We start from the raw sequence: 22,927 nt of genomic DNA, 5'->3' as shown, positions 1-22,927 counted from the left end.
GGAGCCGTCCGGCATACTCGACGGGTGAGCACGCTTCCCGAGATCCGTACCCTGCCCGTGCCCGACGGCCTGGAGGGCGAGCGCGTCGACGCCGCCATCTCCCGCATGTTCGGCTTCTCCCGTACCAAGGCGGCCGAGCTCGCCGCCGCGGGGAAGGTCACGGTCGACGGGTCGGTGGTCGGCAAGTCGGAGCGCGTGCACGGCGGCGCCTGGCTGGAGGTCGAGATGCCGCAGGCGCCCGCGCCGGTGCAGGTCGTCGCCGAGCCGGTCGAGGGCATGGAGATCGTGCACGACGACGATGACGTGGTCGTCATCGTCAAGCCGGTCGGTGTGGCCGCGCACCCCTCGCCGGGCTGGACCGGGCCCACCGTCATCGGGGGCCTGGCCGCCGCCGGGTACCGGATCTCCACTTCCGGCGCCGCCGAGCGCCAGGGCATCGTGCACCGGCTCGACGTGGGCACCTCGGGCCTCATGGTGGTCGCCAAGTCGGAGCGCGCCTACACCTCGCTCAAGCGCCAGTTCAAGGAGCGCACGGTCGACAAGCGATACCACACGCTCGTCCAGGGCCACCCCGACCCGACCAGCGGCACCATCGACGCGCCCATCGGCCGGCACCCCCAGCACGACTACAAGTGGGCCGTCACCGCCGAGGGCAAGCCGTCCGTCACGCACTACGACCTCATCGAGGCGTTCCGCGCGGCCTCCCTGCTGGACGTGAAGCTGGAGACCGGCCGCACGCACCAGATCCGCGTCCACATGGCCGCCCACCGGCACCCCTGCGTCGGCGACCTCACCTACGGCGCCGACCCGACGCTCGCCAAGCGCCTGGGCCTGACCCGTCAGTGGCTGCACGCGGTGCGGCTCGGCTTCGAGCACCCCGGGGACGGGCAGTGGGCGGAGTTCTCCTGCGACTACCCGGAGGACCTGCAGAAGGCCCTGGAGCAGGTCCGCGAGGAGACGTACGCGTGAGCACCCCGTACGTGGTGCGGGTCGCCGAGGACCCGGCCGACCGCGAGGCGTGCTTCGCGGTGCGCAAGGAGGTCTTCGTCGGCGAGCAGGGCGTACCGGAGGACCTGGAGTACGACGCGTACGACGCCGGCGCGGTCCATGTGCTGGCGGTCCGCCAGGACGGCGTGGCGCTCGGGACGGGGCGGCTCCTGCACGGGGAGGCGGCCGTGGCGCAGACCGGCGCAGGCCCGTCCGTGGGCTCCCTCGGCCGGCTCGCCGTGACGGGAGCCGCACGCGGGCTCGGGGTCGGTGCCGCATTGGTGCGGGCCGTCGAGGACGCGGCCCGCGCGCGGGGGCTCGCGGCCGTGGACCTGCACGCGCAGACGCACGCGCTCGGCTTCTACGCGCGGCTCGGCTATGAGCCGTACGGGCCCGAGTACATGGAGGCGGGCATTCCGCACCAGGGGATGCGGCGCTCGCTTTGACCCCGCGTGCCGGGTGCCGAAACGGTTTGTCCCGGGAGTTGCGTGGCAGGCTTGAGGTCAGCCGTGTGAACGTCTGACCTCCCGGAGCGCTGACCGTGGATCAGTTGGCCCTGCTGTTCGTGCTGCTGCTCGGGGCCGTGATCAGTGTCCCCGTGGGCGACCGGTTCAAGGTGCCCGCGCCGGTTCTGATGACGCTCCTGGGGATAGTCCTCGCGCTGCTGCCGTTCGTGCCGAACGTCGAGATCGCGCCGGACCTGATCCTGCCTCTGCTGTTGCCACCCCTGCTGTACGCCGCCGTGCGGCGCACGTCCTGGCGGCAGTTCACGGCGAACAAGAGGCCGATCTTCCTGCTGGCCGTGGCGCTGGTGTTCGTCACCATGGCCTGCGTGGCCGCCGTGGCCGACGCGATCGTGCCGGGGCTGCCGCTCGCCGCGGCGTTCGCGCTGGGCGCGCTGGTGGCGCCGCCGGACCCGGTCGCGGCGACCGCCGTGGCCGGGCAGCTGGGACTGCCGCGCCGGCTGGTGTCGATCCTGGAGGGCGAGGGCCTGTTCAACGACGTGACGGCCATCGTCCTCTACCACGTGGCGATCGCCGCGGCCGTCAGCGGGACGTTCTCGCCCTGGAAGGCCGGGCTCGATCTGGTGCTGTCGGCCGTGGTGGCGGTGGCCGTGGGCCTCGCGCTGGGCTGGGGCGCGAACAAGCTGATGGAGGTGCTCGGCGACGCGACCCTGCAGATCGGGCTGACCCTGCTGGTGCCGTACGCCTCGTACGTCATGGCCGAGGAGTTGCACGGCTCCGGGGTGCTCGCCGTGCTCACCACCGCGCTGTTCCTCGCAGAGTACGGCTCGGACGCCGACGACGTCATGACGCGGCTGGCCGGGCACACGTTCTGGAACATCGTCGACACGCTCGTCACCGGTGTCGCGTTCGGGCTGGTCGGGCTGGAGCTGCACAACGCGATCCGCACGGCCTCCGGGCGGTGGGGCGAGTTGCTGGGGTGGGCGGCGGTGGTGGTGGCCGTCGTCGTGCTCGCCCGGCTGCTGTGGCTGCTGCCGGCGACCTGGCTGACCAAACGGCTGCACGCGCGGCGGGACTACGACGAGGACATCCCGGTGAGCTGGCGCGAGACCGTGGTGATGTGGTGGTCGGGGATGCGCGGGGTGGCCTCGGTCGCGCTGGTGCTGGCCATTCCGCTGGAGACCGACGCGGGCACACCGTTCCCCAGCCGGGACGAGATCATCTTCATCGCGTTCGGGGTGATCATGGCGACGCTGGTGCTGCAGGGCCTGACGCTGCCGTGGCTGGTGCGGTGGCTCGGGGTGAAGGCCGACACGGACAAGGAGAAGGAGTTCGCGAAGGACCTGGCGATCCGCGCGGCCAAGGCGGCGAAGCAGCGGCTGCGGGAGATCGAGAGGAGCGAGGAACTGCCGGAGGAGCTGTCCGAGCAGATGCTGCGGCGGGCCTACGACATCGGGGTGCGGATCAGTCCCGAACTGGCGGAGGACGAGCGGCGGGAGGCGTACCGGGAGGGGGCCCGGCGGGTGAAGCGGGTGCGTCGGATCCAGCAGGAGATGCTGAGCGCCGCGCGGCACGAGGTACTGGCGGCGCGCAGCGAGCCTGGGGCGGATCCCGAGGTGGTCGACCGGGTTCTGCGGCACCTCGACGTCCGTAGCCTGCGGTGAGTCACCGGCGGCCGCGGCTGCGGGTTTGACCGCGGGTGGTCGCGGAGTCGTAGGGTCGGCCGTATGGCACGGAATGTGGTAATCAGTGGCGGGGGTACGGGAATTGGGCTCGCGGCAGCCCGGGTGTTCGCCGCGGACGGGGATCGGGTGCTGCTGCTCGGGCGGCGGGCCGACGTGCTGGAGAAGGCCGGGGTGCCCGGCGCGCTGACGTACGCCGCCGATCTCGCCGAGCCGGAGGACGTGCGCGGTGTCGCGGCCTTCGTGGAACGGGAGTTGGGGGCTGTGGACGTGCTCGTGCACAGCGCCGGGGGCAACGGGCTGCTCGAACCGGACGCCCCCGGGGACGATCCGCTCGCGGCCGTCGCGCACACCTGGAATGTGAACTTCCGGCTCAACACCCTGACGGCGGTACTGCTCACCGAGGCGCTGAAGCCGCGGCTCGCCGAGCCCGGCGGGCGGGTGCTGTTCCTCGGCTCCATCGCCGCCTACCGGGGGTCCGGGAGCGGGGCGTACGCGGCGGCCAAGGCGGGGCTGCACCCCTACGCCCACGATCTGGCCCGGGAGCTGGGACCGCGCGGCATCACCGCGAACGTGGTGGCGCCCGGGTACATCGAGGACACCGAGTTCTTCGGGGACGCGATGGCGGAGGAACGGCGGGCGCGCCTCATCGGTGAGACCTCGAACGGCCGGGCCGGCACCCCGGGGGACGTCGCCGAGACCCTGCACTGGCTGGCCTCCCCGGGCGCCGGGCACATCACCTCGCAGATCATCCAGGTCAACGGAGGCGCCGAACGCGGCCACTGACCGGCGGAAGGCAGGAGGGGCTCCCCGCGGCGCGGGGAGCCCCTCCTGCCTTCCGTGTCCGGGATCAGCGCTCCGGCCGTCCCGAGTCGTGATTGCCGTGGTAGCGGCGCTGCTGGGCCGGTACGCCGTCCGGGGACGAGCGGTGGCCGTTGGCGTTGTAGAGCGGCGGAAGGATCGCGTCGGCCGTGTTGACCCGGGGCAGGGCGTACGGGTGCTCGTCGGCCAGCCAGCCGATCATCTGCTCGCGGACCGTGACCCGCACCGTCCAGATGTCGTCCGCGTCCTTGGCCGTCACCAGAGCGCGCACCTGCATGGTGCTCGGGGTGGTGTCCGTGACCGACAGGTTGTAGGCGCGGCCGTCCCAGGCCGGGCACTCGCGCAGGATGTCGCGGAGCTTGTCGCGCATCGCCTCCACGGGTGCGGAGTGGTCGAGGTGCCAGAAGACGATGCCCGTCATCTGCGGGGTGCCGCGCGACCAGTTCTCGAACGGCTTGGACGTGAAGTACGACACCGGCATGGTGATGCGCCGCTCGTCCCAGGTGTGGACGGTCAGGAAGGTCAGGGTGATCTCCTCGACCGTGCCCCACTCGCCGTCCACCACCACGGTGTCCCCGATGCGCACCATGTCGCCGAAGGCGATCTGGAACCCCGCGAACATGTTGCTCAGTGTGGACTGCGCGGCGACACCGGCGACGATGCCGAGGATGCCGGCCGAGGCCAGCAGTGAGGCGCCCGCCGCCCGGAACGCCGGGAAGGTCAGCAGCATCGACGCCGCGGCCACCACGCCGACGATCGCGGACACCACCCGCATGATCAGCGTCACCTGGGTGCGCACCCGGCGGACCCTCGCCGGGTCGCGATGGGCCCGGGCGTTGGCGTACCGGCTGTACGACGTCTCGACGATCGCCGCCGCGATACGGATGACCAGCCAGGCGGCCGACCCGATCAGTATCAGGGTCAGCGTCCGGCCGACTCCTTCGGCGCGGCTCTCCAGCAGGTCCGCCTCGTCGTAGGACCCTCTCAGCAGGGCCGCGAACAAGACGAGCATGTACGGGATGCGGCCACGGCGGAGCAGACCCCACAGCGGGGTCTCGTGGTGCCGTTCGTCGGCCTTGCGCAGTAGGAAGTCGGTGGCCCAGCCGATCACCAGCGTGAGCACGACCGAGCCACCGACCACGATCAGCGGTCGTAGCAGGTTCTCCATGCCACCGAACCTAACCGGCCATCGGGGTGCATGAACATGTGACTTCCGCTGCGTCGTGGGTAGTGCCGGGATCCCGGCTTGTCACACCCGGCTGGCACCATGGCCTCATGAACATCATGCTGTTCCACTCGACCCAGGGTCTGCGGCCCGCGGTGCTCCAGGCCGCTGACAGACTGCGCGCGGCCGGACACGAGGTGTGGACGCCCGACCTCTTCGAGGGGCGTACGTTCGACACGGTCGAGGAGGGCATGGAGCAGCAGGAGAAGATCGGCAAGGAGGAGTTGCTGAAGCGCGCCGTGCTGGCCGCCGCTCCCTACTCCGAGCGCGGGCTGGTGTACGCCGGGTTCTCGCTCGGCGCCTCCATCGCCCAGACCCTCGCCCTCGGCGACGACAAGGCGCGCGGCCTGCTGCTCCTGCACGGCACGTCGGACATCGCGCCCGACGTCACGGCCGAGGACCTGCCGGTCCAGCTGCACGTGGCCGAGCCGGACCCCTTCGAGACGGACGACTGGCTCAGCGCCTGGTACCTCCAGATGGGCCGCACCGGCGCCGACGTCGAGGTGTACCGGTACGCCGGGGCCGGCCACCTCTACACCGACCCCGACCTGCCGGACTACGACGAGGAGGCCGCCGAGGCCACCTGGCGGGTGGCGCTCGGCTTCCTCGAAACCCTGTAGCGGCGGTTACACCGGGTCGTAGGAGCGCTCGACCTTCTGCGTACCGCTGCGGGTGCGGTACGAGCGGGACCACTTGGCGGTCGCGTCGCGCTTCGTGCGGTCGGAGACGACGTAGTAGTCCATCTGCGCGCGCTCGGCCGTGATGTCCAGGACGCCGAAGCCGTGCCGGTCGGTGTCGACCCAGTGGACATGGCGGTTGGCCGCGCGGATGACCGGCGCGGCGACCGCGGAGACCGTGCCCTCCGGGACCTTGACGATGTCGTCGAGGTTGTCGGAGGTCACCGACGTGACGACGAATTCCGTGGCGGCCGACGGGGACAGCGGGTACGTACCGGCGTCCACCGGCACGTCGTTGGCCCAGGCCATGTGGATGTCGCCGGTGAGGAAGACGGTGTTGCGGATCGCGTTCGTCCGCAGGTGCGCCAGGATCTCGCGGCGGTCGTCGGTGTAGCCGTCCCACTGGTCGGTGTTGAGGGCGAGGCCCTCCTGCGGCAGGCCCAGCAGCTTGGCCAGCGGCTTCAGCAGGTCGGCGGAGAGCGAGCCGATGGCGAACGGCGAGATCATCACCGAGTTGCCGACCAGCCGCCAGGTGGTGTCGGACGACGTCAGACCCGCCTTGAGCCAGTCCAGCTGGGCACGGCCGGTGAGGGTGCGGTCCGGGTCGTCGACCTCGCCGTTGCCGACCTTGACCTGCTGCGAGCGGAAGGAGCGCAGGTCCAGCAGCGACAGGTCGGCGAGCTTGCCGAAGCGCAGCCGCCGGTAGGTGGTGCCCGCGATCGCCGGGCGCACCGGCATCCACTCGAAGTAGGCCTGCTTGGCGGCGGCCTGACGGGCGGACCAGGTGCCCTCGGCGCCCTCAGTGTGGTTCTCGGCGCCGCCCGCCCAGCCGTCGTTGGCGAACTCGTGGTCGTCCCAGATCGCGACGACCGGGGCCGTGGCGTGCAGCGCCTGGAGGTCCGGGTCGGTCTTGTACCGCGCGTGCCGGGTGCGGTAGTCGGCCAGCGTGACGATCTCGTGCGCCGGGGCGTGCGGGCGGACGACCTTGCCGCGGGTGCCGTACTCGCCGGTGCCGTACTCGTAGATGTAGTCGCCGAGGTGCAGCCAGGCGTCCAGGTCACCGCGGGCCGCGAGATGGCGGTACGAGGAGAAGAAGCCCGCTTCCCAGTTGGCGCAGGAGACCACGCCGAAGCGCAGGCCCGGGACGGCGGCGTCGTGGGCCGGGGCGGTACGGGTGCGTGCGGCGGGGGAGTCGGTGCCGCCGGCGGAGAAGCGGAACCAGTAGTCGGTGCCCGGCTTGAGGCCGCGGACATCGGCCTTCACGGTGTGGTCGGAGGCGGCCGTGGCGGTGGTCGAGCCCTTGGCGACGACGGTGGTGAACGCCTTGTCCTCGGCGACGACCCAGCTCACCTCGGTGTCCGGGCCGGCTCCGGAGCCGGGTATCGCCTCCGGTACCGGGGTGACGCGGGTCCACAGCAGGACGCCGTCCGGCAGCGGGTCTCCGGAGGCGACGCCGTGCAGGAAGGCCGGAGCCTGCTCGACGGCGCGCGCGGGCAGGGTCGCCGCCAGCGGGCCGGCCAGGACAGCGGTCGCCGCCGCGGCCTTGACGACCGTACGGCGGCGTGGGGTGAGGGAGTTGAGCCCCTCTGACGTATTCGATGATCTGTATCGACTGGTCACGACCGATCAGGTTACTGGTCGGTATGCGGCGGAGCGGGCGAACTCCGGAAGTTCGCCCGCTCTTCACATGCCGGCCGGTGCCTGACCTGCCGTCACTTCTTGAGGGCCTCGCCCACGACCCGGTTGAAGTCGGCCACCGTCATCAGCGGTGTGCCCTGGCTGTCGGCGGTGAGCTGCTTGCCGTCCATGACGAAGCCAGGGGTGCCCTTCACGCCCTCCTTGTTGTCGTCGAAGGTCTTCGACATGGCCATCGCCCAGGCGTCGTAGGTGCCCTTCTCGACCGCGTCCTGGAACTTCTTGTTGCCCTTCAGCTCGGGGACGGTGTCCGCGACCTTGATGAGGTAGCTGTCGTCCTTGAACTTGTCGGTCGTCTCCTCGGGGTGGTACTTCGCCGAGTACAGCGCGGCCTTGTAGTCGAGGAACGCCGCGTCGCTCACGTTCAGCGCGGCGCCCAGGGCGCTCATGGCGTTCTTGGAGCCCTCGCCGTTGTCCTTGTTGTCGATGAAGGTGGCGCCGACGAACTGCATCTTGTACTTGCCGTCGTCGATGTCCTTCTTCACGGTCGGGCCGACGGTCTGCTCGAACTGGGCGCACACGGGGCAGCGAGGGTCCTCGTAGATCTTCAGCGTCTTCTTCGCCGAGTCCTTGCCGATAACGACCGTGGTGCCGTCGGTGCCCGTGGTGTTGGCCGGGGTGACGACCTTCTCGTCCTTGACCGCCTCCCAGTGGGTGGGCTTGTTGGCCTGGACGACGGCGTAGCCGATGCCGCCGGCTATCGCCAGGACGCCGACGATCGAGCAGGCGACGATGACCTGCCGCTTGGTCTTCGCCCGCTTGGCCTCGCGCTCACGCTCGACGCGCAGCCGCTCGCGGGCCGCCGTCTTCGCCGCCTGGCTGTTCCGCTTGCTCATGGTGATGTTCTCCGTGGGGGACGCGCACACCTGTGTGTGCGGGATACGTATGAGGGACTGCTGGTGCTCGAAAGGGCCGCAGGGGGGCGCAGGAGCCTCCCGCGACGGTGCGTGCCTTACGCGAAGGCGGGCGAGCACGGCGGTCCACGCCGCCCCAGGGAGTGCGCGAGGACCCGGTCGCGCGCCGAGGGCGTGCGGTCGGCGGCACGCGCCGGCAGGCGCCGCCCGGCCGGGGCCCGCTCCACCGCGACCGCGGCGACCGCCAGCAGTAGCGGCCGGAACGTCGTCGCCGTCACCGCCCGCAGCAGCTGGGCCAGGGCCCGCTCGCCGCGGCGCAGCCAGACGGCGGCGAGGAGCCCGACACCGATGTGCGCGCCGAGCAGCAGCCACGCCGTGGCCGGTTCGGCATGGGCGACCGCGGCCGCCAGCCGCTCGGTGCCGGTGGCCCCGGCCATCCGCGCCAGGGGGGTGCCGACCTCTCCGCCGCCGCAGAGGACGTCCAGGCCGACCGAGCGCAGGGGCCCGGCGACCGGGCCGCCCGCGCGGCCGTAACAGGCGTGCTGGCCGGTGGTGAACACCGTGTCGGCGGCCAGTTCCAGCGGGATCAGCAGGGCCGCGATCCTCCCGAAGGAGCGCTCCCGGCCCGCCAGGGCGAACGCGATCACGAACACGCCGACGGCGACCGCGGCCACCGTGCCCACCGGCAGCGGGACCCGGGACAGCAGCACGTGCGACGCGGTGCTGAGCGTCACGACCACGGCCGTGAACAGCGCCGCGCGTACGGCTCTGAGGGGGATCCCGGATATGTCCATAGCGAAAGGAGAGTCTGTCATGAGGGCCGGTAAGGGACCCCTAAAGGATGCCTGTGAGAGGCCTTCCCGTCACAGGCCTTCCCGTCACAGGCCCGGAATCCGTCCGTTGCGGAACAGGTCCACGAAGGTCTGGTGGTCGGCACGCGCGCGTGCGCCGTAGGCGTGCGCGAAGTCGACCAGCAGGGGGGCGAAGCCCTCCTCGTCGGCCGCGATCGCCGCGTCGATGGCCCGCTCCGTGGAGAACGGCACCAGGGACTCGCCGGACTGGTCGTCCGCCGCCGAGTGCATCGTGGCCGTCGCCCGGCCGAGGTCGGCCACCACCTGGGCGATCTCCTCCGGGTCGTCGATGTCGCCCCAGTCGAGGTCCACCGCGTACGGCGAGACCTCGGCGACCAGCTGGCCCGCGCCGTCCAGCTCGGTCCAGCCCAGCCAGGGGTCGGCGTGCGCCTGCAGGGCGCGCTGGGAGATGACCGTGCGGTGCCCCTCGTGCTGGAAGTAGCCGCGGATCGCCTGGTCCGTGATGTGCCGGGAGACGGCCGGGGTCTGGGCCTGCTTGATGTAGATCACGACGTCGTTCTCCAGGGCGTCGCTGTGCCCCTCCAGCAGGATGTTGTACGACGGCAGCCCCGCCGAGCCGATGCCGATGCCGCGCCGGCCCACGACGTCCTTCACGCGGTAGGAGTCCGGGCGGGCCAGCGAGCTGTCCGGGAGCGTCTCCAGGTAGCCGTCGAATGCGGCGAGGACCTTGTAGCGCGTGGCCGCGTCCAGCTCGACCGAACCGCCTCCGGAGGCGAAGCGGCGCTCGAAGTCGCGGATCTCCGTCATCGAGTCCAGCAGGCCGAAGCGGGTCAGCGAGCGGGCGTCACGCAGCGCGTCCAGCAGCGGGCCCTGCGCGGTGTCCAGCGTGAACGGCGGCACCTCGTCGCTCTTCGCGCCCGTGGCCAGGGCGTGGATCCGCTCGCGGTAGGCGACCGCGTAGATCGTCACCAGCTCGGAGATCTGCTCGTCGCTGAGCGCCTTCGCGTAGCCGATCAGCGCGACGGAGGCGGCGAAGCGCTTGAGGTCCCAGGTGAAGGGGCCGACGTAGGCCTCGTCGAAGTCGTTGACGTTGAAGATCAGGCGGCCGTTGGCGTCCATGTAGGTGCCGAAGTTCTCCGCGTGCAGGTCGCCGTGGATCCACACGCGCGAGGTGCGCTCGTCCAGGTACGGGCCGCCCCGCTTTTCCTCGTCGAGGTCGTGGTAGAAGAGGCCGGCCGTGCCCCGGTAGAAGGCGAAGGCCGAGGCCGCCATCTTGCGGAACTTGACGCGGAACGCGGCCGGGTCGGCGGCCAGGAGCTGGCCGAAGGCGGTGTCGAAGACGGCGAGGATCTCCTCACCGCGGTGCTCGCCGTCGAGCTGCGGGAACGACATCGCTGGGTGCCTCCTGGTGCATGCGTTTCAGGGCGGCAGGTCCGCCCTCTGCGTAACGTGCGGCGGTCCGCGGGAGTGCCCGCGAACCCTCGCACGAAGGTACGCGGGTCAGCCCTCCAGGTGTCAGTGCCGAGGCATAGACTTCGACGCTGTCCCCCAGACTGTCCGCAGCCTGCCGGGCCCCATTTGTCGTACGTTTTCTCTGGAGGCCGCAGCCGTGTCAAAGCCGCCGTTCACGCACCTGCACGTCCACACCCAGTACTCGCTGCTGGACGGTGCCGCGCGGCTGAAGGACATGTTCAACGCGTGCAACGAGATGGGCATGACGCACATCGCCATGTCCGACCACGGCAACCTCCACGGCGCCTACGACTTCTTCCACACCGCCCAGAAGTCCGGAGTGACCCCGATCATCGGGATCGAGGCGTATGTCGCGCCCGAGTCCCGGCGCAACAAGCGCAAGATCCAGTGGGGCCAGCCGCACCAGAAGCGGGACGACGTCTCCGGCTCCGGCGGTTACACCCACAAGACGATGTGGGCCGTCAACAGCACCGGCCTGCACAACCTCTTCCGGCTGTCCTCCGACGCGTACGCCGAGGGCTGGCTGCAGAAGTGGCCCCGGATGGACAAGGAGACCATCGCCCAGTGGTCCGAGGGGATCGTCGCCTCCACCGGCTGCCCCTCCGGCGAGGTCCAGACCCGGCTGCGCCTCGGCCACTTCGACGAGGCCCTGAAGGCCGCCGCCGACTACCAGGACATCTTCGGCAAGGACCGCTACTTCCTGGAGCTGATGGACCACGGCATCGAGATCGAGCACCGGGTCCGCGACGGCCTCCTGGAGATCGGCAAGAAGCTCGGCATCCCCCCGCTGGTCACCAACGACTCGCACTACACGTACTCGCACGAGGCGAGCGCCCACGACGCGCTGCTGTGCATCCAGACGGGCAAGAACCTCTCCGACCCCGACCGCTTCCGGTTCGACGGCACCGGCTACTACCTGAAGTCCACGGACGAGATGTACGCCATCGACTCCTCGGACGCCTGGCAGGAGGGCTGCGCCAACACCCGCCTGATCGCGGAGATGGTCGACACCACGGGCATGTTCCAGAAGCGCGACCTCATGCCGAAGTTCGACATCCCCGAGGGGTACACCGAGGTCAGCTGGTTCCGCGAGGAGACTCTGCGCGGCATGCACCGCCGCTTCCCGGACGGAATCCCGGACGATCGCATGAAGCAGGTCGAGTACGAGATGGACACCATCATCTCGATGGGCTTCCCGGGCTACTTCCTCGTGGTCGCCGACTTCATCATGTGGGCCAAGAAGCAGGGCATCGCGGTCGGCCCCGGCCGTGGTTCCGCGGCCGGCTCGATCGTCGCCTACGCCCTCGGCATCACCGACCTCGACCCCATCCCGCACGGCCTGATCTTCGAGCGGTTCCTCAACCCCGAGCGCATCTCCATGCCCGATGTCGACATCGACTTCGACGAGCGCCGGCGCGTCGAGGTGATCCGCTACGTGACGGAGAAGTACGGCGCCGACAAGGTCGCCATGATCGGCACGTACGGCACCATCAAGGCCAAGAACGCGATCAAGGACTCCGCGCGCGTGCTGGGCTACCCCTACGCGATGGGCGACCGCCTCACCAAGGCCATGCCCGCCGACGTCCTCGGCAAGGGCATCAACCTCGACGGCATCACCAACCCCGAGCACCCCCGGTACTCGGAGGCCGGCGAGATCCGGGCGATGTACGAGAACGAGCCGGACGTGAAGAAGGTCATCGACACCGCCAAGGGCGTCGAGGGCCTGGTCCGGCAGATGGGCGTGCACGCCGCCGGCGTGATCATGTCCAGCGAGACGATCACCGACCACGTCCCCGTCTGGGTCAGGCACACGGACAAGGTCACCATCACGCAGTGGGACTACCCGAGCTGTGAGTCGCTCGGCCTGCTGAAGATGGACTTCCTGGGCCTGCGCAACCTGACGATCATGGACGACGCCGTCAAGATGGTGAAGTCCAACAAGGGGATCGACATCGATCTCCTGAGCCTCCCGCTCGACGACCCCACGACCTTCGAACTGCTCCAGCGCGGCGACACCCTCGGCGTCTTCCAGTTCGACGGCGGCCCCATGCGCTCCCTGCTCCGGCTGATGAAGCCGGACAACTTCGAAGACATCTCCGCCGTGTCGGCCCTGTACCGCCCGGGCCCCATGGGCATGAACTCCCACACGAACTACGCGCTGCGCAAGAACGGCCAGCAGGAGATCACGCCCATCCACAAGGAGCTCGAAGAGCCCCTCAAGGAGGTCCTGGACGTCACCTACGGCCTGATCGTCTACCAGGAGCAGGTGCAGAAGGCCGCCCAGATCATCGCCGGCTACTCGCTCGGCGAGGCCGACATCCTCCGCCGCGTGATGGGCAAGAAGAAGCCCGAGGAACTGGCGAAGAACTTCGTCCTCTTCCAGGAGGGCGCCCGCAAGAAGGGCTTCAGCGACGAGGCCATCCAGGCCCTGTGGGACGTGCTGGTCCCCTTCGCCGGCTACGCCTTCAACAAGGCGCACTCCGCCGCGTACGGACTCGTCTCGTACTGGACGGCGTACCTCAAGGCGAACCACCCCGCCGAGTACATGGCCGCGCTGCTCACGTCCGTGAAGGACGACAAGGACAAGTCGGCCGTCTACCTCAACGAGTGCCGCCGCATGGGCATCAAGGTGCTCCCGCCGGACGTCAACGAGTCGATGTCCAACTTCGCGGCCCAGGGCGACGACGTGATCCTCTTCGGCCTCTCCGCCGTCCGCAACGTCGGTACTAACGTGGTCGAGTCGATCATCAGGTGCCGCAAGGCCAAGGGGAAGTACGTCTCCTTCCCGGACTACCTCGACAAGGTGGAGGCGGTGGTCTGCAACAAGCGCACCACCGAATCGCTGATCAAGGCCGGCGCCTTCGACGCCATGGGCCACACCCGCAAGGGCCTCACCGCGCACTACGAGCCGATGATCGACAACGTGGTCGCGGTCAAGCGCAAGGAGGCCGAGGGCCAGTTCGACCTCTTCGGCGGAATGGGCGAGGCCGAGACCAGCGAGCCGGGTTTCGGGCTCGACGTGGAGTTCTCCCCGGACGAGTGGGACAAGACCTATCTGCTCGCCCAGGAGCGGGAGATGCTCGGCCTGTACGTCTCCGACCACCCACTGTTCGGCCTGGAGCACATCCTGTCGGACAAGGCCGACGCGGGCATCTCCCAGCTGACCGGCGGTGACTACTCCGACGGCTCCGTGGTCACCATCGGCGGCATCATCTCCGGCCTCCAGCGCAAGATGACCAAGCAGGGCAACGCCTGGGCCATCGCCACCGTCGAGGACCTCGCCGGCTCGATCGAGTGCATGTTCTTCCCGGCGACCTACCAGCTCGTCTCGACCCAACTCGTCGAGGACGCCGTGGTGTTCGTCAAGGGCCGCCTCGACAAGCGCGAGGACATCCCGCGGCTCGTCGCGATGGAGCTGATGGTGCCGGACCTGTCGAACGCGGGCACCAACGCACCGGTGGTCCTCACCATCCCGGCCACCCGGGTCACCCCGCCGCTGGTCAGCCGCCTCGGCGAGGTCCTCAGCCACCACAAGGGCGACAGCGAGGTCCGGATCAGGCTCCAGGGGCCGACCAAGACGACCGTGCTGCGGCTGGACCGGCACCGGGTGAAGCCCGACCCGGCGCTCTTCGGAGACCTGAAGGTGCTGCTCGGGCCGTCCTGCCTGGCCGGATGACGGAGGGCTCTCGATGCGCTTGAGGGGCGTACCCGGAACCGGGTACGCCCCTCGTGCGTATGCGTGGGCTCAACAACCCGTCACGCAGACGTCAGTTGTGGCCGAAGCTGCGCTTTCGCTTGCCGGACGGCGCCATCTCGCCCGGGGTCGCCTCGACCTCGGTCTGGGGCTCCGTCTGCGAGGCGGGGCTGCGGTCGGCCCGCTGGCCACGCTCGGTGGGACGCTGCTGCTTACGGTCACGGTTCTTGTTCTTGGCCATGGTGATGCCTCCTGTGGGGGACTAGGGGCCAGGGCCGGGACCAGATTCACACAGGCCGACAACGATCGCATGTCGGACAATTACCGTGTGTGACAGGGGTGGTCGGAGCGGCACGTCCCGAAACGCCACGCCGAAGATCGAGTTCCGGCCGTTAACCTCCGCGCCGTCGGGCAGACTCGAAGCAAGCCCGAAGCAAACCTCCTGGGAAGAGGGTGAGTCGCGTGGACCGCTGCATCGTCCTGGTGGACGCTGGGTATCTGCTGGGAGCCGCGGCGAGTCTCCTCGCCGGGGAGCCCTCGCGGTCCCGGATCACCGTCGACCACACCGCCCTCATCCAGGGGCTGCGCGAACGCGCCGAATCCGACACACAGCAGCCACTGCTGCGCATCTACTGGTTCGACGGCGCCCCCGACCGCGTCCCGCAACCCGAGCACCGCAGGCTGCGCGTGATGCCCCGGGTCACCGTCCGGCTGGGCGCGCTGACCCGCAGCGACGGCCGCTGGGCGCAGAAAGGCGTGGACGCGGCGATGCACGCCGAGCTGACCGAACTGGCCCGCAACCGCGCCTGCTCCGACGTCGTCCTCGTCACCGGCGACGGCGATCTGCTGCCCGGCATGATGGCCGCCAAGGAGCACGGCGTCGCCGTCCACCTGTGGGCCGTCCAGGCCGCCGACGGCGACTACAACCAGTCCGAGGACCTGGTCGCCGAGGCCGACGAGCGGCGCGTCCTGGACCGCACGTGGATCACCAAGGCCGTCCGCGCCAAGGACTACACCGGGGCGTGCGCGCCGCAGCCCGCACCCCGGCCCGAGATCGCCGCGATCCTCTCAGCACCGCTGCCCGAGTCCGCGCTCGGCGCCGCCGCCGAACGGCCCGCCCCGCAGCCCCGGCACCCGGTGGCCGGCCCCGGGCAGAACGGCACCGAGGAGCGGGTGCCCGCCGCCAAAGGAGTCCCCACGCCCAAGGACCTGGCCGCCCTGCGGGCCCCCGGCACCCAGCCCGCCCAGCCCCCCGCCTCCGCCACCCTCCGGTGGTCCTCCGACAAAGGCTGGGTCGACCGGCCCACGGCCGAGCCCCCCGAGGCCGCCTCGATGCCGACGCTCGCCCAGCTGACCACGGCGGAACAGCGCTGGGCCGACCGCGAGGAGGACATCACCACCGTCGGCGGTGACCCCTTCGAGGTGGGGCAGGTCTTCGCGCGGCGCTGGGTGGAGCGCCTCGGCGACCAGAACCACCTGCAGAAACTGTCCGGGATGTACCCGCGCATCCCGCACCGCGTCGACGGGGAGCTGCTGCGCTACGCCGCCCGGTTCGGTCTGCTCGCCCACAAGGACGACCAGATCGACGAGCGGGACCGTTACGCCATCCGGGCCGGCTTCTGGCGGGAGATCAGCGTGCGCACGGGCGTGGAGCACCCACCCCTCGACGACTGAGGACCTCTGAGTCCTTTGCCGGCGGATTTCCCGGTATGGACGGACCCGGGAGCGGACCAGGGCCGCCGACCCCGTAGTCTCGTCCCTTGTGAGTAAGCGCGCGGCACAGGCATTTCGGCACGATGGTGACGTCGTGTGCGCGGTGCGCGGGCTGACCAAGACCTACCCGGCGGTCCGGGCCCGGCGCGGCACGCCCGGAACACCCGAGGTCCGGGCCACGGACGACGTGACGCTCGACATCCGCCGCGGCGAGATCTTCGGCCTGCTCGGGCCGAACGGCGCCGGCAAGTCCACCCTCGTACGCCAGCTCACCGGGCTGATGCGGCCCGACCACGGCGGTGTGGAGATCCTCGGGCACGACATCGTGCGCCACCCCGAGCGGGCCGCGCGGATCCTCGCCTACCTCGGGCAGGAGTCGACCGCCCTCGACGAGCTGACCGTGTCGCTCGCCGCCGAGACCACCGGGCGGCTGCGCGGCCTGGACGTACGGCGGGCGCGGGCCGAGCGGGACGCCGTCCTGGACGAGCTGGGGCTCACGCCGCTCGCCGGGCGGCCGCTGAAGAAACTCTCCGGGGGCCAGCGGCGCCTGGCGTGCTTCGCCGCGGCCCTGGTGGGGGAGCGGCCGCTGCTCGTGCTCGACGAGCCGACCACCGGCATGGACCCGGTGGCGCGGCGGGCCGTGTGGTCCGCCGTCGACCGGCGCCGGGCCGAGCGCGGGACGACCGTGCTGCTCGTCACCCACAACGTCATCGAGGCCGAGACGGTGCTGGACCGGGTGGCCGTCCTCGACCGGGGGCGGGTGATCGCCTGCGACACCCCCGCCGGGCTCAAGGAGCAGGTCGCCGGTGAGGTGCGCGTCGACCTGGTGTGGCGGGAGGCGGCTCCGCTGCACGTGCCCGAGGTGGCCGCGCTGAAGGACCGCGTCGTGGAGTCGGGCCGCCGCTGGACCCTCCGGCTCGGGCCCGAGGAGGCCCGGGCGGTCGTCGCGACCGTCACCGGCGGGGCCGCCTTCGCCGCCCTGGACGACTTCACCCTGGCCACGCCGAGCCTGGAGGACGTGTACCTCGCCCTCGGCGGTGCCGTCCAGCAGGGGCTGGTGAAGGTGTGAGCAGACCGGCCGCCCCATCCGTACCGAACAGTCGACCGCCGCAGTGGACCCGAGCGAAGGGGAGCAGCGCGACGTGAGTGTCGTACCCGCCGATGTCCTGCCGGGCAGTGCCCTGGCCGTGGAGGAGCCCGCCGCGTGCGCGGCCGAGCTCGGACCTCGGGCGCGGCTGTGGCCGTCGCTGGCGGCCGTCTACCGGGCCCAGCTGTCCCGGGCGAGGGTGGCGCGGATCCCGCTGCTGTTCGTGGCGACCTTCCAGTCGGTCGGGATCATGATCCTGATGCGCGGGGTCGTGGACGACGGGGCGGAGGCGCAGGCCGTCGTCGCCGGGTCCTCGGTCCTGGTGGTGGCCTTCGTCGCGCTGAACCTGCTCGCGCAGTACTTCGGGCAGCTGCGGGCCAGCGGCGGGCTCGACCACTACGCCACGCTGCCGGTGCCGCCCGCGGCCGTGGTGCTGGGCGCGGCGGGCGCGTACGCGTCGTTCACCGTGCCCGGGACCGTCGTGACCGCGGTGTTCGGCTGTGTGCTGTTCGGGCTGCCGATGGCCCATCTGTGGATCCTCATGGCCGTGATCCCGCTCGCGGGCGCCGCGCTGGCCGGGCTCGGTGCCGCGCTGGGGCTGCTCGCACCCCGGCCGGAACTCGCCACGCTGCTCGGGCAGCTGGGCATGTCGGCGGCGCTGCTGCTGGGCGTGCTGCCGGCGGACCGGATGCCGGAGGTCGTGCGCTTCACGCGGGACCTGCTGCCGTCGACGTACGGCGTGGAGGCCTTCGCGCGGACCTTCGGACCGCATCCCGACTGGGCCTTCGTGCTCGGTGACCTCGCCGTGTGCGGGGTCGTCGGCGTCGTCTCGCTGGCCGTGGCGACCTGGGCCTACCGCCGGGCGGCCGTCCGGTGAGCGAGCAGGGATCGTCCGGTGACGCGGCACACAAGCGGGCCTGGCACGATGGCAGGGTGACCGCACCACTGACTCCGCCACCGCCGCCGCACGATCACTCCGCACAGGGGTCGTGGCAGCCGCCGGCCGCCGGGCCCGCGGCTCCCGGGTCCCAGCACGCCGAGTACGCCGGGCACGGCTGGTACGGACAGGACGGCCCCGGGATGAAGACGGAACTGCGGGAGGCCGCCGTGATCGCGGTGGCCGTGGCGCTCGGCGGGGTGCTGCTCGGAGTGCTGTGGTGGTGGCTCGCGCCGCACGTGCCGCTGGTCGGCGACGTGGTGGAAAAGAGCTGGGTCGTCTACCTCAAGGACACCGAGGGGGAACAGGCCATCGGGGTCGACGGCACGTTCACGCTCCTCGGGCTGGGCTTCGGGGCCGTCAGCGCGCTGGTCGTCTTCCTGCTGCGGCGGCGCGGAGGTGTGCCGCTGGTGGTGGGGCTGGCCCTCGGAGGGCTGCTCGGCTCGCTGCTCGCCTGGCGGGTCGGGGTGTGGCTCGGGCCCGCCCAGGACGTGGTCGCGCACGCCCAGGCCGTCGGGCGGGGCGTGACGTTCGACGCGCCCCTGAAGCTCGGCGCGAAGGGGGCGTTGCTGGCCTGGCCGCTCGCCGCACTGGTGCTGCACCTCGGGCTCATGGCGCTGTTCGGACCCCGGGATCCGGAACCGGACTTCGCGGCCGGGCCCTACCAGGAGTCCCCTGCCGCTAACGGCCGATAGGCGCCAGGACCGCCCCGGTCAGCTGCCGCAGGTCCTCCGGGGCGAGCTCCACCTCCAGGCCCCTCCTGCCCGCCGACACACAGATCGTCGCGTGCGCCGCGGCCGAGGCGTCCAGGACCGTCGGCAGCTTCTTGCGCTGGCCCAGCGGCGAGATACCGCCCCGGACATAGCCCGTCGTGCGCTCCGCCAGGGCCGGGTCGGCCATCGCCGCGCGCTTGCCGCCCACGGCCGCCGCCAGGGCCTTCAGGTCCAGTTGGCCCGCCACCGGGACCACCGCGACCGTCAGGGCGCCGTCGACGTCCGCCACCAGGGTCTTGAACACGCGGTCCGGGGAGACGCCCATGGCCTCGGCCGCCTCCTCGCCGTAGGAGGGGTGCGCGGGGTCGTGGTCGTAGGAGTGGACCGTGTACGCCGTGCCCGCCGCCGTGAGGGCCACCGTCGCGGGGGTGCCGCCGGACTGCTGCTGCTGCTTCTTCGACTTCTTCGCCATACCGGTCCGCTCAGTTGAGACTCATCGGGCCGCGCGTCAGCTCCGACGCCGGCAACGACGGCAGACTACGGATGATCGCCGTTTCGGAGCGAAGGAGTTTCAGCTCGTCGCGCAGGCGGGACGCCGTGTCGGGGGCCTGGAGCAGACGCTGCTTGGCCGGGGTGTCCAGCATCATCGCGGCCGCCACGAGGTACGACACCACGCCCGGCTCGTCCGGCAGTTCGGCCCCCGTCGCCAGGGACCGCTCCCGCGCCCCGGCCAGCCGTTTCTGGTACTGGCGGAAGGACCGCAGCACCCCCTCGGCCAACGGGGCGGCCTCGTCGCCCGGTTCCTCCTCCAGCGGCTCCAGCTCGGCCGTCAGGAAGGGCCCGGACGCCTCGACCGACAGCAGCTTCACCCGGGTCGTGCCGGTCGCCAGCACCTCGAAGGAGCCGTCGGTGCGCTCCCGGATCGTCGCCGCGTCCGCGATACAGCCCACCTTGTGGAACGCCTTGACCGGGTCCGTGCCGAAGCCGGCCGCCGGTCCCCGTTCGGGCAGGGCCGTCGGGTCGGGCATGCCGGGCGCGCTCGGGGCCACCTCGTGGCCGTCGCGGATCGCCACGACGGCGAACCGGCGCGGCTCGTCCTCGGGCGTCTTCAGCAGCTCGCGCATCATGGCGCGATACCGCTCCTCGAAGACGTTGAGCGGGAGCACGAGCCCCGGGAACAGCACCGAGTTCAGGGGGAAGAGGGGGAGCCGGACGGTGGTCACGACGCAAAAGCCTAATGGTCGCCGGGACGGACTCGCCCGCCCCGTTCACTCCGTGGATGCCCGGACGGGCTCCCGGCCGCCCCGGCCCGGATGTCCTGGCGCACCCGCAGGAAGTGCCCGAGGGGGTCGTCCGACACCCGGTCCCAGGGGAAGGAGGTGGCGTACGGGCCGTTCAGGCGCAGCTGCTCGGTGGCGTCCGGCCAGCGCTCCAGGCACACCAGGACGAAGATCAGCAGGTTGCGCATCCGGGCCGGCCAGGGGTCGGACGTCGGCAGCCGCGGGGACAGCGCGATCGCCCTGTCCGCGGCCGCGTCCAGCCGCTCGCGCGGGATCTCGGGTCCGCAGTCGTCGGTGAGGTAGCCGAAGGCCGCCCGCAGCGGCAGGGCCTGGACGAGCGCGCCGGCGGGAGCGTCCTGGGCGGCCCGGTCGGCGAAGTCGAAGCACTCGTGGTGCGATCCGTGCCAGTAGGTGGCCAGGTAGCGCAGGGCCGCCACATGGCAGCCGTAGTGGTGCGGGGCGCGGCGGACGGCCGCCGCCCACAGTTCCTCGAAGTAGGTGTGCCCGGCCTGTGCGCCCCGGGCGTGGTCGAGCGCGAGCCGCCACGGCACCGGGTCCCGCTGGTCGCCCCGGGCCGCGGCCGTGATCAGCGGGCTCACCTCGCGCAGCAGCTCGGCCCGGGCCGGCGACTGCCAGGCGCGGTCCACCGCCAGCTGGGCCCCGACCAGGAGCGCGTCGGGGTCCTGCGGGGCGGTGGCGAGCCAGGCGTCCAGCCACTCGGGCCGCGAGCGCGCGAAGGCGGCCAGCCGGGTCACGTACCGGTCGCGCCGCTCCCACTCGGCGGCCGCGCGCGTGGCCAGGAGCAGCGCGGCGGCCGGCCCGTGATCGCCCCGGGCGGCGGCGACCAGCGCCGGACTCAGCCGGGCGTCGGGCGCGTCGAGCAGCACCTCGTCGTCGGCGCACGGCTCGCCGACGAGGTGGGGGGCGGTCCTTGTCATCCGGCTCGGGCGGATGAACGGGAGCTGCATTGCCATCGTGCCGACCATTGAAAGTCCGCTGGTCATGACGGCGCCAGACTGTTCATGGAACCTACGGAAAGTTGTACATCCAATGGTCAAGAGAACGTAAAAACGTGACAGTTCAATAACTGTGGTCACACGAACACCATCAGTTGCGCCGCAGCAGCCGCGTCGCACCCGCCGCCACCGTCGTCGCCAGGATCCAGCCCAGCAGGATCATCGCCGCCGCCAGCCACTGCCAGCCCCCGCGCAACTGCCAGAAGCCCACCTGGCCCAGGTCGATGACCGGCAGCAGCAGATCGAGGGTGAAGAGCGTTGGGTTCCACTCCGGGTGCTCGCCCCGCTTCATCGGCGGATGCCCGGCCCGGGCGAAGGCGAGGGACCCCGCCGCCCACAGCACCGCCATCCACACCGCGGCCCGGCCCGGCCGGTATCCATAGGCGACCGTCCAGTCCTGCGCGTACCCCCACAGCTTGGCCGCCATCGGCAGGCTCTCGCGGTGCCGGCGCTGCTTGGCGAGCAGCACCTCCCGGGCGTCCTCGTCCTCGCCGCCGGCCCGCAGCACGGCCGCGAGCCGCTCGTAGGGCTCCGGGTTGTACTCGGCCGTCGCCGCGGCCACCCAGTCCAGCCGCTCGGCCAGCGGGAACGGCCCGCGCGGCACGAGGTTCTCGTAGGCGAAGCCGCCCATGTGCAGCCGCCCGGGGCCCGGCCAGGCCTCCGCCCGGTCCATCAGGTTGACGACCTTCGCCCCGGACAGCACCACCCGGCCGCGCGCCGGCTGCTCCCCGAGGAATCGCAGCTCCGGCGTCTGCACCCGGCGCAGTGACAGCTCCTGGTCGTCCGTGAGGGTGAACCGGGCCCGCTCGAAGTCGACGGCGTCGCCGAACCGGCCGTCGTCCAGCCGGATCCCGCCCTCGCACGCGAAGCGCTGGATCCGCGTCCCCTGCGCCGGGGTCATCCCGCTCATCGCCTGGGCGCCCACCCCGGCGGGCGTCAGATACAGACTGCGCTCGACGGTCAGCTGCGGGGCGTTCAGCGCGAGCCGCTCGTAGGGGTTGGACAGCCGCGCGCCGCGCAGGCTCAGGGAGACGCCGACGGTGGCGGCGCGCAGGCTCAGCTCGCCGTGCGACTCCAGCAGCTCGGCCTGTAAGTCCTGGCCGACGGTCAGGCCGTCCGCCGCGACCGACCGGCCGCTGTGGTCCCGGTGCACGATCGCCTGGTTGAGCATCAGGTCCGTGCCGATCTGCGCGTCCGTGAGCCGGATGCCGTGGTGGAAGCGGCAGCGCGGCAGGTGCAGATCGCCCTCCGTGTGCACCCGGGCCGCCTCCAGCCGCGGCACCGAGCAGTCCACCATCCGCAGGGTCGTGAAGCGGGCCTCCGGCAGCAGCACGTCCTGCTCGAACCGGCACCGGCGCATCTCGACGTACGGCACCACGGTGCCGCCCGCGAGGTCCAGGGAGCCGCTGACCTGCACACCGATCAGCTTCAGTGACGACACGCGGCCGGCCAGGGCGGGCGGGCCGTCGAGGAGCAGCCAGCACACCATCCGGGCCCGGACGGTCCGCTCCTCGCCCCAGGGGTGGCCGCCGTGCGGATCGTCCTCGACGGCGTCGCCGCTGCTCAGGTCGTACACGGTGCCGTTGCGGAAGGCCTGCCACATGCCGGCCTCGGCCGCGGTCAGGTCCTCGGGCAGCTCCCCGGCACGGACGCCGGCCCCCTCGGTCACAGCTCTTTCATCCTCCCCGGATACTCGCGGGTCACTTCCCTCGTACACCTGTTCTTTCCCGCTGTGTGACGCCCCCAACACACGAAGTGAAGGGGATCTTCCGGGGTCCGGCGACACTCTGTATCAG

20 protein-coding genes are annotated in these 22,927 nt (G+C 71.3%); 10 read left to right on the top strand and 10 right to left on the bottom strand.

The annotated features are described in order from the left end of the window. The first annotated feature begins 24 nt into the window (after positions 1-24). The 4 genes from HNR57_RS28425 to HNR57_RS28410 all read left to right on the top strand — a co-directional run bounded on the left by HNR57_RS28425 (position 25) and on the right by HNR57_RS28410 (position 3,919). Positions 25-969, top strand: a complete 945-nt coding sequence (locus HNR57_RS28425; RefSeq protein WP_033312665.1) for an RluA family pseudouridine synthase — start codon at positions 25-27, stop codon at positions 967-969. After that, positions 966-1,433: a GNAT family N-acetyltransferase gene (locus HNR57_RS28420; RefSeq protein ID WP_184564294.1), complete on the top strand. Its 468-nt coding sequence runs from the start codon at positions 966-968 to the stop codon at positions 1,431-1,433. Before HNR57_RS28425 ends, HNR57_RS28420 begins: the two co-directional genes overlap by 4 nt. Positions 1,434-1,528: 95 nt before the next feature. Beyond that, complete coding sequence (locus tag HNR57_RS28415; protein WP_184564292.1) at positions 1,529-3,115, top strand: Na+/H+ antiporter; 1,587 nt, start codon at positions 1,529-1,531, stop codon at positions 3,113-3,115. 63 nt (positions 3,116-3,178) lie between these two features. Then, positions 3,179-3,919: an SDR family NAD(P)-dependent oxidoreductase gene (locus HNR57_RS28410; RefSeq protein WP_184564290.1), complete on the top strand. Its 741-nt coding sequence runs from the start codon at positions 3,179-3,181 to the stop codon at positions 3,917-3,919. Between the two features lie 64 nt (positions 3,920-3,983). Here the strand turns inward: HNR57_RS28410 and HNR57_RS28405 are convergent, their stop codons facing one another. Continuing rightward, positions 3,984-5,123 (bottom strand): mechanosensitive ion channel family protein, encoded by a 1,140-nt coding sequence (locus HNR57_RS28405; protein ID WP_184564288.1) that lies wholly within the window; start codon positions 5,121-5,123, stop codon positions 3,984-3,986. Between the two features lie 62 nt (positions 5,124-5,185). On the opposite strand from HNR57_RS28405, the gene HNR57_RS28400 reads away from it, so the two are divergent. Further along, complete coding sequence (locus HNR57_RS28400) at positions 5,186-5,800, top strand: dienelactone hydrolase family protein (RefSeq protein ID WP_313674997.1); 615 nt, start codon at positions 5,186-5,188, stop codon at positions 5,798-5,800. 6 nt (positions 5,801-5,806) lie between these two features. Here HNR57_RS28400 and HNR57_RS28395 read toward each other — a convergent pair whose 3' ends face one another. The 4 genes from HNR57_RS28395 to HNR57_RS28380 all read right to left on the bottom strand — a co-directional run bounded on the left by HNR57_RS28395 (position 5,807) and on the right by HNR57_RS28380 (position 10,610). Continuing rightward, positions 5,807-7,477, bottom strand: a complete 1,671-nt coding sequence (locus HNR57_RS28395) for an alkaline phosphatase D family protein (protein WP_184564284.1) — start codon at positions 7,475-7,477, stop codon at positions 5,807-5,809. A gap of 92 nt (positions 7,478-7,569) precedes the next feature. Beyond that, positions 7,570-8,388 carry a thioredoxin domain-containing protein gene (locus HNR57_RS28390; RefSeq protein ID WP_184564282.1) on the bottom strand — a complete coding sequence of 273 codons (819 nt, stop codon included), beginning with the start codon at positions 8,386-8,388 and terminating at the stop codon, positions 7,570-7,572. A gap of 116 nt (positions 8,389-8,504) precedes the next feature. Continuing rightward, positions 8,505-9,200, bottom strand: coding sequence for a hypothetical protein (locus HNR57_RS28385; protein ID WP_184564280.1), 696 nt, complete (start codon positions 9,198-9,200; stop codon positions 8,505-8,507). Between the two features lie 84 nt (positions 9,201-9,284). Next, positions 9,285-10,610, bottom strand: coding sequence for a DUF2252 domain-containing protein (locus HNR57_RS28380; RefSeq protein WP_184564278.1), 1,326 nt, complete (start codon positions 10,608-10,610; stop codon positions 9,285-9,287). Between the two features lie 217 nt (positions 10,611-10,827). On the opposite strand from HNR57_RS28380, the gene dnaE reads away from it, so the two are divergent. Continuing rightward, complete coding sequence (gene dnaE, locus HNR57_RS28375) at positions 10,828-14,367, top strand: DNA polymerase III subunit alpha (RefSeq protein ID WP_184564276.1); 3,540 nt, start codon at positions 10,828-10,830, stop codon at positions 14,365-14,367. 91 nt (positions 14,368-14,458) lie between these two features. Here dnaE and HNR57_RS28370 read toward each other — a convergent pair whose 3' ends face one another. Further along, entirely contained in the window at positions 14,459-14,626 is a 168-nt protein-coding gene (locus HNR57_RS28370; RefSeq protein WP_167345932.1) for a hypothetical protein, read from the bottom strand. A gap of 221 nt (positions 14,627-14,847) precedes the next feature. On the opposite strand from HNR57_RS28370, the gene HNR57_RS28365 reads away from it, so the two are divergent. The 4 genes from HNR57_RS28365 (at position 14,848) to HNR57_RS28350 (ending at position 18,817) form a co-directional block, all read left to right on the top strand. Beyond that, a complete protein-coding gene (locus tag HNR57_RS28365; protein WP_184564274.1) occupies positions 14,848-16,059 on the top strand; it encodes an NYN domain-containing protein in 1,212 nt (403 codons plus the stop codon). Positions 16,060-16,192: 133 nt separating this feature from the next. Continuing rightward, positions 16,193-17,167, top strand: coding sequence for an ABC transporter ATP-binding protein (locus HNR57_RS28360; RefSeq protein WP_184564272.1), 975 nt, complete (start codon positions 16,193-16,195; stop codon positions 17,165-17,167). A gap of 73 nt (positions 17,168-17,240) precedes the next feature. Next, the gene (locus HNR57_RS28355; protein ID WP_033312653.1) at positions 17,241-18,062 is read left to right on the top strand and encodes an ABC transporter permease; all 822 of its coding nucleotides are present in this window, start codon (positions 17,241-17,243) and stop codon (positions 18,060-18,062) included. A gap of 56 nt (positions 18,063-18,118) precedes the next feature. Continuing rightward, positions 18,119-18,817, top strand: a complete 699-nt coding sequence (locus HNR57_RS28350; protein ID WP_184564270.1) for an AAA family ATPase — start codon at positions 18,119-18,121, stop codon at positions 18,815-18,817. On the opposite strand, the gene ybaK is transcribed toward HNR57_RS28350, so the two are convergent. The 4 genes from ybaK to HNR57_RS28330 form a co-directional block, all read right to left on the bottom strand. Next, a complete protein-coding gene (gene ybaK, locus HNR57_RS28345; protein ID WP_184564268.1) occupies positions 18,804-19,307 on the bottom strand; it encodes a Cys-tRNA(Pro) deacylase in 504 nt (167 codons plus the stop codon). The genes HNR57_RS28350 and ybaK overlap by 14 nt on opposite strands. A 10-nt stretch (positions 19,308-19,317) precedes the next feature. Continuing rightward, entirely contained in the window at positions 19,318-20,058 is a 741-nt protein-coding gene (locus HNR57_RS28340) for an LON peptidase substrate-binding domain-containing protein (RefSeq protein ID WP_184564266.1), read from the bottom strand. An 11-nt stretch (positions 20,059-20,069) separates the two neighbouring features. Then, a complete protein-coding gene (locus HNR57_RS28335) occupies positions 20,070-21,101 on the bottom strand; it encodes a hypothetical protein (protein WP_184564459.1) in 1,032 nt (343 codons plus the stop codon). 121 nt (positions 21,102-21,222) lie between these two features. Next, on the bottom strand, positions 21,223-22,800 hold the full coding sequence (locus HNR57_RS28330) for an oxidoreductase (protein WP_184564264.1): 1,578 nt from the start codon (positions 22,798-22,800) through the stop codon (positions 21,223-21,225). Positions 22,801-22,927: the final 127 nt, after the last annotated feature.

This window comes from Streptomyces paradoxus (assembly GCF_014202475.1).
Classification (GTDB): domain Bacteria; phylum Actinomycetota; class Actinomycetes; order Streptomycetales; family Streptomycetaceae; genus Streptomyces; species Streptomyces paradoxus.
This window is presented reverse-complemented; position numbering and strand designations above follow the sequence as displayed.

Excerpts from the sequence above, each read along its gene's own strand:
- HNR57_RS28410 (WP_184564290.1), top strand. The coding sequence starts at position 3,179 with ATGGCACGGAATGTGGTAATCAGTGGCGGGGGTACGGGAATTGGGCTC.
- HNR57_RS28405 (WP_184564288.1), bottom strand. The coding sequence starts at position 5,123 with ATGGAGAACCTGCTACGACCGCTGATCGTGGTCGGTGGCTCGGTCGTG.
- HNR57_RS28390 (WP_184564282.1), bottom strand. The coding sequence starts at position 8,388 with ATGAGCAAGCGGAACAGCCAGGCGGCGAAGACGGCGGCCCGCGAGCGG.
- HNR57_RS28385 (WP_184564280.1), bottom strand. The coding sequence starts at position 9,200 with ATGGACATATCCGGGATCCCCCTCAGAGCCGTACGCGCGGCGCTGTTC.
- HNR57_RS28380 (WP_184564278.1), bottom strand. The coding sequence starts at position 10,610 with ATGTCGTTCCCGCAGCTCGACGGCGAGCACCGCGGTGAGGAGATCCTC.
- HNR57_RS28370 (WP_167345932.1), bottom strand. The coding sequence starts at position 14,626 with ATGGCCAAGAACAAGAACCGTGACCGTAAGCAGCAGCGTCCCACCGAG.
- ybaK (WP_184564268.1), bottom strand. The coding sequence starts at position 19,307 with ATGGCGAAGAAGTCGAAGAAGCAGCAGCAGCAGTCCGGCGGCACCCCC.
- HNR57_RS28335 (WP_184564459.1), bottom strand. The coding sequence starts at position 21,101 with ATGGTCGGCACGATGGCAATGCAGCTCCCGTTCATCCGCCCGAGCCGG.